This is a genomic window from Microbacterium sp. B35-04 (genome assembly GCF_010634885.1).
Lineage (GTDB): Bacteria > Actinomycetota > Actinomycetes > Actinomycetales > Microbacteriaceae > Microbacterium.
Genome location: NZ_MWLP01000031.1, coordinates 20,993 through 34,527 on the forward strand (window position 1 = coordinate 20,993; position 13,535 = coordinate 34,527).

General features: G+C 71.4%; 8 protein-coding genes. 6 read left to right on the forward strand and 2 right to left on the reverse strand.

The annotated features are described in order from the left end of the window. Positions 1 to 58: 58 nt before the first annotated feature. The 6 genes from B1729_RS08790 to B1729_RS08815 all read left to right on the forward strand — a co-directional run bounded on the left by B1729_RS08790 (position 59) and on the right by B1729_RS08815 (position 8,643). Positions 59 to 1,579: an alpha-N-arabinofuranosidase gene (locus tag B1729_RS08790; RefSeq protein WP_163617709.1), complete on the forward strand. Its 1,521-nt coding sequence runs from the start codon at positions 59 to 61 to the stop codon at positions 1,577 to 1,579. Next, positions 1,576 to 3,891 (forward strand): beta-galactosidase, encoded by a 2,316-nt coding sequence (locus tag B1729_RS08795; protein ID WP_204318889.1) that lies wholly within the window; start codon positions 1,576 to 1,578, stop codon positions 3,889 to 3,891. Before B1729_RS08790 ends, B1729_RS08795 begins: the two co-directional genes overlap by 4 nt. A 97-nt stretch (positions 3,892 to 3,988) precedes the next feature. Then, entirely contained in the window at positions 3,989 to 5,191 is a 1,203-nt protein-coding gene (locus B1729_RS08800) for a Gfo/Idh/MocA family oxidoreductase (protein ID WP_204260049.1), read from the forward strand. A gap of 30 nt (positions 5,192 to 5,221) precedes the next feature. Then, complete coding sequence (locus B1729_RS08805; RefSeq protein WP_163617710.1) at positions 5,222 to 6,439, forward strand: dihydrodipicolinate synthase family protein; 1,218 nt, start codon at positions 5,222 to 5,224, stop codon at positions 6,437 to 6,439. Between the two features lie 109 nt (positions 6,440 to 6,548). Further along, complete coding sequence (locus tag B1729_RS08810; protein WP_163632131.1) at positions 6,549 to 7,430, forward strand: sugar phosphate isomerase/epimerase family protein; 882 nt, start codon at positions 6,549 to 6,551, stop codon at positions 7,428 to 7,430. A 10-nt stretch (positions 7,431 to 7,440) separates the two neighbouring features. Next, positions 7,441 to 8,643: a dienelactone hydrolase family protein gene (locus B1729_RS08815; protein WP_163632134.1), complete on the forward strand. Its 1,203-nt coding sequence runs from the start codon at positions 7,441 to 7,443 to the stop codon at positions 8,641 to 8,643. On the opposite strand, the gene B1729_RS08820 is transcribed toward B1729_RS08815, so the two are convergent. Together B1729_RS08820 and B1729_RS08825 are read right to left on the reverse strand one after the other, a co-directional pair. Further along, entirely contained in the window at positions 8,609 to 11,611 is a 3,003-nt protein-coding gene (locus tag B1729_RS08820) for a glycoside hydrolase family 38 C-terminal domain-containing protein (protein WP_345770807.1), read from the reverse strand. The genes B1729_RS08815 and B1729_RS08820 overlap by 35 nt on opposite strands. 32 nt (positions 11,612 to 11,643) lie before the next feature. Further along, positions 11,644 to 13,497 carry a glycoside hydrolase family 3 N-terminal domain-containing protein gene (locus B1729_RS08825; protein WP_239539571.1) on the reverse strand — a complete coding sequence of 618 codons (1,854 nt, stop codon included), beginning with the start codon at positions 13,495 to 13,497 and terminating at the stop codon, positions 11,644 to 11,646. Positions 13,498 to 13,535: the final 38 nt, after the last annotated feature.

Consider the following 13,535-nt stretch of genomic DNA (forward strand, 5'->3'; position numbering starts at 1 on the left):
GGCACGGCCTCGTGCCGCGGCATCCGTGTCTCCCACCCCCCATCCCGAGAGGATCCCCGTGACCGACGCGTCCGCCCGCCTCGACCCGCACTACGAGATCGCCGACATCGACCGCCGCGTGTTCGGCGGGTTCGTCGAGCACCTGGGCCGTCACATCTACGACGGGATCTTCGAGCCCGGGCATCCGTCGGCCGATGACGAGGGCTTCCGCACCGACGTGATCGACCTCGTGAAGGAGCTCGGCGTCTCGACCATCCGCTACCCCGGCGGCAACTTCGTCTCGGGCTACCGGTGGGAGGACGGCATCGGGCCGAAGGCCGAGCGGCCGCGCCGGCTTGATCTCGCGTGGCACTCGACCGAGACGAACGAGGTCGGGCTCCACGAGTTCCAGGCGTGGCTCGACCGGGTCGGGAGCGACCTGATGCTGGCCGTGAACCTCGGCACGCGCGGCACGCAGGAGGCGCTCGACCTGCTCGAGTACGCCAACGCCGACGCGCAGACCGCGTGGACCGACCGGCGCGCCGCGAACGGACGCGAGACGCCGTTCGGCGTGAAGATGTGGTGCCTCGGCAACGAGATGGACGGACCGTGGCAGCTGGGGCACCGCAACGCCGACGACTACGGCAAGCTCGCGTCGCAGACGGCGAAGGGCATGCGGATGCTCGACCCCGCCGTCGAGCTCGTCGTGTGCGGCTCGTCGGCGCGGGCGATGCCCACCTTCGGCTCGTGGGAGCGCACCGTGCTCGAGCACACCTTCGACGATGTGGACTTCATCTCGTGCCACTCCTACTACCAGGAGCACGACGGCGACGCGCAGGAGTTCCTCGCGTCGGGAGTCGACATGGCGAAGTTCATCGAGGCGGTCGTCGCGATCGCCGACACCGTCGCCGCCACGAAGAAGAGCGAGAAGCGCATCATGATCTCGTTCGACGAGTGGAACATCTGGTACCTGCACGACGACGAGGGCGGCCAGAACGACAAGCCGGAGGAGAAGGGCTGGCCGGTCGCGCCGCGCCTGCTCGAGGACAAGTACAGCGCGCTCGACGCCGTCGTCTTCGGCGACCTCATGATCACGCTGCTGCAGCACGCCGACCGCGTGCGCTCTGCGTCGCTGGCCCAGCTCGTCAACGTCATCGCCCCGATCATGACCGAGCCGGGCGGACCGGCGTGGCGGCAGACGACGTTCTTCCCCTTCTCGATCACATCGCGGCTCGCGCAGGGGCGCGCGGTGCGCGTGCCGGTCGCGTCGAGCACGTTCGCGAGCGAGAAGCTCGGCGAGGTCCCCACCCTGAACGCGGTCGCGACCATCGACGACGACGGCGTGTCGCTCTTCGTCGTGAACCGTTCGGCGACGGATGCCGCGAACCTGCGTGTCGACCTCGCCCCGCTGGTGCGGACCCTCGGGCGCGAGGTCGCCGTCGTCGAGTCGCACCTGCTGCACGAAGACGACGTGTACGCGGCCAATACCCTCGACGATCCCGAGCGCGTCGGCGTGCGCGCGGCCGAGGCATCCGTCGACGGCGAATCGCTCTCGGTGACCCTCCCCGCCGTGTCGTGGGCCGCGGTGCGGCTCGCATGAGCAGCGCTCACGGCACGCGGGCAGTCGCGGGCTCGACCGCGCTCGCCGCGCCGCTGCGGCTCGACGCGACCGGCGACGCTCGCGCCGAGAGGCGCCCGCGCATGGCCAACGCCGAGGATGCGCGCGCCGGGCTCGGCCTGACCAGCCGCGCGCTGATCCGTGACGGACGTCCGTGGCTGCCCGTGTCGGGCGAGCTGCACTACACGCGCGTTCCGCGCGAGCGGTGGACCCCGCGGCTGCGGCTCATGCGGGCGGGAGGCATCTCCGTCGTGTCGACGTACGTGCCGTGGCTCCACCATGAACCGGTCCGGGGCGAGGTGCGCTTCGACGGGCGCTTCGACGTCGCGGCGTTCGTCGACGCGGTGCGCGCGGAAGGGCTCGAGATCGTGCTGCGGATCGGTCCGTGGGCGCACGGCGAGATGCGCAACGGCGGATTCCCCGACTGGGTGCAGCACGCGCCGGTGCAGCACCGCACCGACGACCCGGCGTATCTCGATCTCGTGCGGGAGTGGTTCGGGCACCTCGCCCGCGCCCTCGACGGGCGCTGCCGCCCCGACACGGTGCTCGCGATCCAGCTCGAGAACGAGCTGTACGACCAGCCGGGCCACCTCGTCACGCTCAAGCGGCTCGCGCGCGAGGCAGGACTGTCGGCACCGCTGTGGACCGCGACCGCGTGGGGCGGCGCCGAACTTCCCGATCCCGAGGTGCTGCCGCTGTGGGGCGGCTACGGCGACGGGTTCTGGGTCGACCCCGGCGAGCCGTGGGATCCGACCTTCCGGGCGCACTACTTCTTCTCCGACACGTGGGACGACCCCGGCATCGGCGCCGATGTGCGCGGTGCGGAGGCGACCGGCGGGTCCGCCGAACTGTCGCCGTGGTTCCCGGCCGCCACCTGCGAGCTCGGCGGGGGCATGGCGACGGCATACCACCGGCGGCCTCGGCCCGACGCCCTCGACATCGCCGCCGTCGCGCACGCCAAGCTCGGCAGCGGATCGGCGTGGCAGGGCTTCTACATGTACGCGGGCGGGACGAACCCGGGGCCGGGGCTCGAGGAGACGCAGGCCACGGGGTACCCCAACGACATGACCCGCCTGAGCTACGACTTCCACGCGGCGATCGGCGAGGCCGGCCGCACCGCCCCGAGTCACGCCGCGCTGCGCCTGCAGCACGCGTTCATCGAGGCGTTCGGGGAAAGCCTCGCGCCGATGCCGTCGCACCTTCCCGCGGAGCGCCCGGCCGGCGTCGAGGACGCCGAGACGCTGCGCTGGGCCGTCCGCGCCGACGACGGCGCGGGCTTCGTGTTCATCGGATGGCATCAGCCGCACGTGCCGCTGTCGACGTACCGCGGCGCGCAGTTCCAGATCGAGACAGCGGACGGTGTCGTCACGCTGCCGAGCACGCCCGTCGACGTCCCTCCCGGCACCCTCGCCCGGTGGCCCCTCGGTCTCGAGGTGGGCGGCGTCAGGGTCGAGTGGGCGACCGCGTCGGCGGTCACGGTGCTGCCCGGCATCCCGGCATCCGGCTCCGTTCCGACCCTCGTGCTGATCGAAGACGCGGGCATCCCGGTCGAGATCGCGCACGACGGCCTCGCCCATCGCGTGACACCCGGGCCGTCGCCGCTGCACATCGAGGAGCCCCATGGTGCGGCGCTCGATGTGCTCGTCCTTCCCGCCGACGAGGCGGCGCAGATCTGGGTGGTCGACGCGGCCGCCGGTGGACGACGGCTGTTCGTCGGGTCCGACGAGCTGACGTGGGATGCCGCAGGGACGGTGTCGGTGCGCGCGAGCGGGTCGGCACCCGACATGCGGGAGTACGCCGGAGGCGTCTGGCGCGAGCTCGCGTGGGACCACGCCGGCGGCGCTGCGGTCACCGAGAGCGTCGCGGTCGAGACGGTGCGCTCGGCGTCGATGCCGTCCGGCCGCTACGGGTCGCGCGATGGCCGGCCGTCCGCGCCGGATGACGCGGTGCTCGAGGCGCACGCCGCGGTGTATCGCCTCGACATCCCCGAGTGGGTCGACGAAGACGCCGTGCTGCGGGTGCGCTGGGCGGGCGATCTCGCGCAGCTGCGCGTCGACGGAGTGACGGCGACCGACCGGTTCTGGGACGGCTCCGAGTTCGTCGCGAACCTGCGCGACATCGGCGCTTCGCCCTCCACGCGCGTGGAGCTGCACGTGCTGCCGCTCCGGCGCGACAGCGGCGTGCACCTGCCCGCCGACGCCGCCGCGCGCCTCGCGGCATCGGTCGACGCAGTCTGCACGTTCGACGCCGCCGAGATCGACCAGCGGGCCCTCTGGTACGAGGCGCTTGCATGACGCCCGATCGCGTGTCACACTATTGGAAAGCGTTTACCCACTCCGCACTCCGCGGTGCCGGGTACCCCACAGCCTTCAGAGCAGAAAGCAGGACCCCATGACCGACACGACACTCGCTCCGGCCTCGGCCGAGGCATCCGCTCGTCCGCAGGTGCGCGAGATCGGCATCATCATGAACGGCGTCTCGGGCCGCATGGGCTACCGCCAGCACCTGGTGCGCTCGATCCTCGCGATCCGCGACCAGGGCGGCATCGAGCTGCCCGACGGCACCAAGGTCACCGTCAAGCCGCTGCTCGTCGGACGCAGCGAGGCCAAGCTGGCCGACCTCGCCGCCAAGCATGGCATCGAGGACTACACGACCGACCTCGACGCCGCCCTCGCCGACCCGCGCTGGGAGATCTACGCCGACTTCCTCGTCACGAAGGCGCGCGCCTCTGCACTGCGCAAGGCCATCGCCGCCGGCAAGACGATCTACACCGAGAAGCCCACGGCCGAGACCGTCGACGAGGCGCTCGAGCTCGCGAAGCTCGCGCAGGAGGCCGGCGTCAAGACCGGCGTCGTGCACGACAAGCTCTACCTCCCGGGCCTGCAGAAGCTGAAGCGCCTCATCGACTCCGGCTTCTTCGGCCGCATCCTCTCGGTGCGCGGTGAGTTCGGCTACTGGGTCTTCGAGGGCGACTGGCAGCCCGCCCAGCGCCCGAGCTGGAACTACCGCGCCGAGGACGGCGGCGGCATCATCGTCGACATGTTCCCGCACTGGAACTACGTGCTGGAGAACCTGTTCGGCGAGGTCAAGTCCGTCTACGCCCAGGCCGCCGTGCACATCGCCGACCGCTGGGACGAGAAGGGCGAGCACTACACCGCGACCGCCGAGGACGCCGCCTACGGCATCTTCGAGCTCGAGGGCGACATCGTCGCGCAGATCAATTCGTCGTGGACCGTTCGCGTGAACCGCGACGAGCTCGTCGAGTTCCACGTCGACGGCACGCACGGCTCGGCCGTCGTGGGTCTGTTCGGCGCCAAGATCCAGCACCGCAACGCCACCCCGAAGCCGGTGTGGAACCCCGACCTCGCCGACGACCACGACTACGACGCCGACTGGGCCGAGGTGCCGACGAACGACGTGTTCCAGAACGGCTTCCGCCAGCAGTGGGAGGAGTTCCTCGAGTCGTACGTGCTCGGCACAGAGTACGAGTTCGACCTGCTCTCGGGCGCGCGCGGCGTGCTGCTCGCCGAGGCGGGCCTGCAGTCGAGCCGCGAGGGCCGCAAGGTCGAGCTGCCGACCCTGTCGCTCGACTGACCGGCCCGAACCACCGAACGGAACTGTCGGATGCCGAAACTCACCCTCCTCTCCGACGCCGGGGCTCTCTCGGCGGTCGAGCTGAGCGAGTCGCCGGGCTACACCAAGCCCGCCGACCCGCTCCGCAGCCGGGTCGCCTACGCCGCCGCACACGTCGTGCCTCAGACCTGGGCAGACAACACCCCCGGCCGGCCGGCTGAGGTCGACTGGGACGCCACGCTCGACTTCCGTCGCGCGGTGTACTCCTGGGGTCTCGGCGTCGCCGACGCCATGGACACGGCCCAGCGCAACATGGGCCTGGACGCGGCCGCGACGCGCGAGCTCATCGCCCGGTCGGCGCAGGTCGCCCGCGAGGAGGGCGGCTCGGTCGTCGTCGGTGTCAATACCGACCACGTCGAGGCAGAGCGGATCTCGGTCGACGAGGTCATCGACGCCTACAAGCAGCAGCTCCACTTCACCGAGGAGCAGGGCGCGGGGCCTGTGCTGATGGCATCGCGCCACCTCGCCCGCGCCGCCGAGTCGGCGGACGACTACCGCCGGGTGTACCGCGAGGTGCTCGGCTCGGCGACGACCCCCGTCGTGCTGCACTGGCTCGGCACCGCGTTCGACCCGGTGCTCGAGGGCTACTTCGGCTCTCCCGACTGGCGCGAGGCGTCGGCGGTGCTGCTCGAGATCATCGAGGAGAACGTCGAGAAGGTCGCGGGCGTGAAGATGAGCCTGCTGGATGCCGCGTCCGAGGTGTCGGTGCGCGAGCGCCTCCCCGAGGGTGTGCGCATGTTCACCGGCGACGACTTCAACTACGTCGGACTCATCGGCGGCGCCGACGTGCCCGACGCCCGGCAGCCGGAGCGCGACGCGAACAGCCCGCGCCAGCACTCCGACGCCCTGCTCGGCGCGTTCGCCGCGATCACGCCGGTCGCCTCGGCGGCCATCCAGGCGCTCGACGCCGGCGACCCCGCGCGGTACCTCGAGATCCTCGAGCCGACCGAGGAGCTCAGCCGCCAGGTGTTCGCCGCGCCGACGTTCTACTACAAGACCGGTGTCGCCTTCCTCTCCTGGCTCAACGGCCACCAGCCGGCGTTCCAGATGGTGGGCGGACTGCACTCGGCACGGAGCCTCCCCCACCTGTCGAGCATCGTCGAGCTGGCGAACTCCTCGCTCGCGCTCGAGCGGCCGGAGCTCGCGATGATCCGCTGGCACGGCATGCTGCGCCACAACGGCATCGACGTACCAGGCGTGCTCGCATGACCGCCACCGAGGCATCCGTGTCCCGAAATCTCGCCCTCGTGTCCCGATTTCAGTTGGTCGGCGGCATTGTGAGCGAGCGAAATCGGGACATGAGGGAAGGGAACGCGCGATGACCGCTGTCGATCCGCGCCTGTCGATCAACCAGGCCACCATCAAGCACGCCGATCTCGCGACCGCACTGCGCGTGACGGCTGAGGCGGGTGTCGAGGCGATCGGCCTCTGGCGCGAGCCTGTGCAGGAGGTCGGCCTCGCGACCGCCGCGAAGATGCTCGCCGACTCGGGCCTGCGCTTCACGACGCACTGCCGCTCCGGCTTCTTCACGATGCCCGAGGGCCCGGCGCGCCGCGCGTCGATCGACGACAACCGCGTCGCGATCGAAGAGGCAGCGACCCTCGCCGCTGCGGGCGCCGAGGGGTCGACCGCGATCCTCGTGCTCGTCGCGGGAGGCCTGCCCGAAGGGTCTCGCGACCTGGTCGGCGCTCGTGAGCGGGTGCGCGACGCGATCGGCGAACTGGTTCCGGATGCCGCGGCCGCCGGTGTCACGCTCGCCATCGAGCCGTTGCATCCGATGTACGCGTCCGACCGCTGCGTCGTCTCGACGCTCGGGCAGGCGCTCGACATCGCCGCGGACTTCGACCCGGCCGTCGTCGGCGCCACCGTCGACACCTTCCACATCTGGTGGGACCCCGACGTCCTGGCCTCCATCGAGCGCGCGGGCCGCGAGGGCCGCATCGCGACGTATCAGGTGTGCGACTGGAAGACGCCGCTCGCGGCCGATGTGCTGCTCAGCCGTCACTACCCCGGCGACGGCGTCATCGACTTCGGCTCGCTCACCCGTGCGGTCGAGGCGACGGGCTACGACCGCGACATCGAGGTCGAGATCTTCAACGAGGAGATCTGGGCCACCGACCCGCTCGTCGCCGTGCAGCGCACGGCCGCCGGGTTCGCGGCATCCGTCTCGCCCCACCTCCGCGCCCGCGTCGCGAGCTGAACGCTCGGGCATGAGCACGGGAGCGCTCGCGGGATACGCCGACTGGCCGGCGTACTTCGCGGGCGCTTCGGCGTTCGTGCCGGTCGGTCTCGACGGACGCCGGAACGCCGGCGCCGGCGAGGACGGCACCGCTTCGCCAGGGAACGACGGCGCGACCGGCACGGTCGCCGACGCCCGCCGCGCCCTCGTCGACGTGCTGGGCGTGCGCGCGGCGACCGCCGCCGACCTGAGGGTCGACCGCGAGTGGGTCGCCGACGGCGTGCGCGGCCGCGAGCTGAGCTGGTGGCTCGGCTTCGGCCCGCGGACGCGGGCCTACGTGCTCGAACCCGCCGACCACGACGGCGATCTCCCCGGCGTGCTCGCCCTCCACGCGCACGGCGGCGTGCGTTCGACCGGGGCCGAACAGCTCGTCGACACGGGGCGCGCGCCCAGCCCCTCGGCGGCCCGCATGCGCGCCCGCTGCTACGCGGGACGCACTCCCGCCAACGACCTCGCCCGCGACGGCTTCGTGGTGCTGGTGCCCGACGCGTTCTCGTGGGCCAGTCGCGCGTTCGACCTGTCGTCGCCGCCGGAGGTGCTGGCGCGCCTGGGTGCGGCGCTCGACGCCCTGCACCGCGAACGCCACGAGACGCTCTCTGCCGATGAGCGCTTCGATGAGCTGTCGTCGCTGCACGAGTACGGCATCGCGAAGGCGGCGGGCGCGCTCGGCACGACCTTCGCCGGCGCCGTCGCGACCGACGATCTGGCGGCGCTGGACGTGCTGGCGGACTGGCCGGGCGTCGATGCCGGACGCCTCGGAGCGATGGGATTCTCGGGCGGCGGCGGCCGGGCGCTGTTCGTGGGGGCGCTCGACGGCCGGGTCGCGGCATCCGTCGTCGCGGGCATGATGGCGGCCTCTGCGTCGCTCGTGCCCGACTACCTCGACACCCACTCGTGGCTGCTGCACAGCCCAGGCCTCGCGGCGCGCTTCGACCTGCCCGACGTCGCGGCGCTGGGCCGCCGGGTGCTCGTGCAGTACGGCGAGCGCGACGAGCTCTTCCCTCGGCAGGGGATGACGGATGCCGACACCCGGCTCCGCACCCTGCTCGGTGCCCGCTACACCGGCGCCTGGCACGACGCCGCGCACGAGTTCACCGCCGCGATGCAGGACGAGGCCCGGGCGTTCCTGACGCAGGCGCTCATCCGACCCGCGCACGGCGATACCGCAGCGTGACGATCTCGAAGGGGCGGAGTTCGAACGCGACGGACGAGGGCTCCGACGCTCCGACCGGAGGGTCCAGCGGGCGCTCGAGCAGGTCGGTGCGCTGCACGCCCGCGACGGGGAACGAGGCGCGGACCGTCGCCCGCCGTCGACCCCCGGACGCCTCGTAGAGACGCACGACGACGTCTCCGCTGCGATCATCGGCGAGCTTCACCGCCTCGATGAGCACATGCGGGTCGGTGCAGGTGACGAGCGCCTCGGCCGGCCGGGATGACCGCACCGGACGCAGCGGATGAGCGAGGCGCAGGCCCTCCTCGCACGCGTCGGCGATATTGGCCGTCGGGCGCAGCGAGAACCGCACCCGATGCCTTCCGCGGTCGGCATCGGGATCCGGAAAGCGGGGGCCTCTGATGACCGACATCCCGATCATCGTCGTCGTGCCGCCGTCCGTCCTCGTCCGCCGCTGCACCGAATGCCCGTGCGTGGAGTCATTGGCGATGGCGACGCCGTAACCCGGCTCGCCGACGTGGATCCAGCGCTGTCCGGAGACCTCGAACCGCGCGGCATCCCACGAGGTGTTCGCGTGAGTGGGCCGCGCAAGGTGACCGAACTGGGTTTCGCTCCGGGTCTCCTCGGCATGGACGTCCAGCGGGAACATCAGCTTCAGCAGGCGCCCGCGGTGCTGCCAGTCCACGTCGAGGGCGATGTCGACTGCCGCCCGTCCGGGTGCCAGTGTCAGCTCCTCCGTGACGGAGGAGGACCCGAATCGCCTGACGCATCTCACCACGACCGCGCCGTCCTCCGTGACGACGCCGAGCTGCTCGAGCTCGGTGAGGTCGACGGCGTGACGGAGGTCGTCGCGCTCGATGTCCCAGGCGTCCCACTTGCCAGGCGCATCCCGGTGCAGCCTCAGCAGGGCGGCCGCCTCGCCGGCGGGGATCGCCTCGCGCCCGTCCGGCCCCTGCAGCGACACCAGCAGTCCCCGCCTGTCGACCACCGCCCGGACGATGCCGTTCGTGAGCACCCACCCGTCGGCGGTCTCCTCGAACCGTGCGGCTCCGGCCGGGTCAGCTGGTGCGGCTACCGCGTGCGGGGGCACACCGGCGAGCCACACCGCAGTGGCATTCGCGTACAGCAGCGGCCCGTCCTCACCGGCGACGCGCAGAGCATCGAGGCTCACCGCGACCATGCCCTCGAGCTCTCGCACGATGGCCGTGTGGTCGGCCTCGGCTTCACGATGCACCCACGAGATCGAACTGCCGGGCAGGATGTCGTGGAACTGCAGCATCAGCACCCGCTTCCACAGGCGGTCGAGCGCGTCGTAGGGATAGCCGGTCCCCGCCTGAACGGCGGCGGTGGTCGCCCACAGCTCCGCCTCATGGAGCAGCTCCTCGCATCGGCGGTTGCCCTGCTTCGTGCGCAACTGACTCGTCAGGGTGCCGCGGTGGAGCTCGAGGTACATCTCGCCGCGCCAGACCGGGAGCTCGTCCACCTCCTGAATAGCAGCGGTGTAGAAGTCGCCGGGACTTCCGAGGCGCACGCGGGGAGAGCCCTCCAGGTCCGCCTGCCGGCGGGCAGCCGCGAGCATCTCGCGTGTGGGCCCACCGCCACCGTCGCCCCAGCCGAACGGCGCGAGCGAGACCGTGCCCGCGTCGTGGTCACGATAAGTGCGCTCGGCGTGTGCCAGTTCCGCCGCGGACAGCTCGGCGTTGTAGGTCTCGATCGGCGGGAAGTGCGCGAAGATCCGAGTGCCGTCGATGCCCTCCCAGGCGAGGGTGTGGTGCGGCATGGCGTTGGTCTGGTTCCACGAGATCTTCTGCGTCATGAACCAGTCGACGCCGGCGAGCTTCATGATCTGCGGGAGCGCTGCCGAGTAGCCGAACGTGTCGGGCAGCCATACCTCACGCGTCTCGAGGCCGAACTCCTCGAGGAAGAAGCGCTTGCCGTGCACGAGCTGCCGCACCGTGGCTTCGCTTCCGGGCATGTTCGTGTCGGGCTCGACCCACTGGCTGCCGACAGGCACGAACTGCCCCGACGCCACCTTCTCGCGAATGCGTGCGAACAGCCCCGGGTACGACTCCTTGACCCACGCGAGCTGCTGCGCCGAAGAGCACGCGAAGCGGAAGTCCGGATGCTCGTCCATCAGTGCGAGCGCGTTCGAGAACGTTCTCGCGCATTTGCGGACGGTCTCGCGCACCGGCCACAGCCACGCGGTGTCGATGTGCGCATGACCGGTCGCGAGCACCGTGTGGGCGCTGGCCGCGGCCGGGGCCGCCAGCGCCGGCGCGAGGGCGCGTCGGGCGACGAGCACGGTGCCGCTCACGTCATCCGGATCGATCGCGTCCATCATCCGGTCGAGCGCGCTCCACAGCTGGAGGGCGCGCGGACCGTCCGCCGGCAGCTGCTCCGCGAGCCCGCGGACGACCTCGATGTCCTGCAGAAGCTCCCACACGCCGACGTCGACGAGCGCGATCTCCAGCCGGCGGAGCCGGTACAGCGGCTCGACGCCGGCCGTCGCCCTGTCGCCGAGGCGCGTCGATCGCCAGTGCGATTCCGGCGGGATGCCGGGGTTCCCCGCGAGCTCGAGGAAGTAGTCGATCTCTGCACCCACGACCGGCAGATGCGAGTTCCGGGGGGACACCGCCTTCACGACGGTGCCGTCGGGCCGGAAGGCGAGACCCTCCGCCTGGAACCCCGGCATGAGCCCGTCGAAGCCCAGATCGACGACGACCTCGGGGCGATGCCGGGCGTCCCGTGGCCACTCGCCCGGCAGGGTGCCACGCACGCGCAGCCACAGGGTGCTCCATGGTCGCCCCCACGGCTCCCCGACCGCGAACGGTGCGTACCGCTGACACGCCGCGTCGGCGAACGGGACGGGCTCTCCCGGCGCCTCCCACGCGAGGATCTCGAGCGGCGCGGTCCGCGTGTGGACGGCCGCCGTCAACGACTCGCCGACCAGCCTGTCGAGCCGATCGGCCACGCGGTCCGGCTCCGTCCGCCACCCCCCACGCCTCATCGCGTGACCGCAGCCGGCACGACGACGCGGTGGCCGAACGCGAAGAGCGGATCCACGGTGTCATGCGGCACGTCTTCGCGCGATCGACGCACCGCCTCCATCGAGCGCGGAATCTCGAACGGCAGGCTGCCCCGAGGGTGGATGACGCCGGTGAGCGCCGCGACGAACGCCTCGTCGCCGGTGCCGAAGCTCGCCGTGAGAACGCGTGCGATCCGGGCCAGGGGCTCGAGGATCGCCGGGCGCTCCAGCGACACGTCGATCACCAGGGGCACCTCGGCGGCGATGGCGGCGAGTCGCGCGACCAGTCCCGGGCGGAACTCCAGCGACCCTTGATGGAACAGCGATTCGAACAGCAGATCGTCGCGCGGCTCGTACGGTGCGGCAAGTCGCACCACAGCGATGTCGGCATCCCCCGGATGGTCGACGACGGTTCCGAGCGCCGCCGCCGCCGAGTGCGACAACCCCTCGACATAGACGCGCGCGTCCGCCGAGAGGGGCAGCATCCACCCTTCGTCCTGAAGGACGGCGAGCGATTCGCCCTGCGCCCGGAATCCGAGCGCGCGGAAGTCGGCGTTGCCGACGATCCGCTCGGCCTCGTCTTCGTCCACGAAGGGATCGTCGAACAGCCCGAGGCGGAACTTGAGCTCGAGGATCCGACGGGCAGACTCATCGATGCGCGCCTCCGGCACGCGACCGTCGCGGACGAGCTCGCACAGGATCTCGACGCATTCCTCGCCGCCGAACTGGTCGCATCCGGCATCCAGGATCGCCAGCATCCGCTCGGCCGGGCTGAGATGCTCGACGCCCCACGCCTTCGCGGGCAGCACCTGCCCGTGGGCGACGTTGTCGTTGACCAGCTCCCAGTCGGTCACCACAAGACCGTCGAACCCGAGCTGCTCGCGCAGCAGACCGGTGACGATGCGACGGTTGAAGCCGAAGCCGACCGCCGGCACCGGCCGGCCGTCGAGCTCGAGACCGACCGGCATGCCGTAGTACGGCATCATTCCCGCGGTGCCGCACGCCACGGCCGCGCGGAAGGGCGCGAGGTGCAGGTCGAACGCACCGCCGGGGTAGACCTGCTCCCGTCCGTAGGGGAAGTGCGCGTCCTCGCCGTCCTGCTGGGGGCCCGCTCCGGGAAAGTGCTTGGTCACGCATGCCACAGATGACTCACTGATCTCGGTCCCCTGGAACCCCTCGATGTAGGCGCTGAGCGCCCGCGTGGTCCGTTCCGGATCGGCCCCGAACGTGTGCAGCTGTCGCCCCCAGCGCGGCTCGGTGGCGAGATCAACCTGCGGATGAAGCGCCATCCGGATGCCGACGGCGAGGTACTCCCGGCGTGCGATGTCGGCGAACGCCCGGATGTCGTCGTCGTCGAGTCCGGCGAGACCGAGCGGCTCCGGCCACTGGGAGAAGGCGCCGGCGGTGAAGGACGTGCCGGCATTCTCGACGAACGCGTGACGCGGGTCGGTGCTGATCGTGATCGGGATGCCGTGGGGCGTCTGCTCCGCGAGCCGCTGGAGGGCGTTCGCCCACCGTGCGGCATCCCGGCCCGCTCCCAGGGCGTGGACGTTGAAATGGTTGAGATGCTTCTCAAGCACGACGGTGCGCGTCGAGGACTTGCTCAATGCGCCCGGGGCATCCAGGAGCGTCCCGTTCGGTCCGCTCTCGATGACCGTGTGGAACATCAGTCCCACCTTCTCCTCGATCGAGAGACGGCCGAGGAGGTCGGCCGTCCGTGCGACCGGATCGAGCCGAGGGTCTTCGTACGGATCCAGCACGCCGTTTCCGTTGAGGTCTCGCCAGGGGGTCGCTGCGGGGATCGGGGTGGTCGTGGGGACGGGCGCGGGCACGGGCACGGAGGTCCTTTCTGCGGGTGCGAGGGGCAGCA

Coding starts and splice junctions, on each gene's coding strand:
- B1729_RS08795 (WP_204318889.1), top strand. CDS start 1,576: ATGAGCAGCGCTCACGGCACGCGGGCAGTCGCGGGCTCGACCGCGCTC.
- B1729_RS08800 (WP_204260049.1), top strand. CDS start 3,989: ATGACCGACACGACACTCGCTCCGGCCTCGGCCGAGGCATCCGCTCGT.
- B1729_RS08805 (WP_163617710.1), top strand. CDS start 5,222: ATGCCGAAACTCACCCTCCTCTCCGACGCCGGGGCTCTCTCGGCGGTC.
- B1729_RS08810 (WP_163632131.1), top strand. CDS start 6,549: ATGACCGCTGTCGATCCGCGCCTGTCGATCAACCAGGCCACCATCAAG.
- B1729_RS08815 (WP_163632134.1), top strand. CDS start 7,441: ATGAGCACGGGAGCGCTCGCGGGATACGCCGACTGGCCGGCGTACTTC.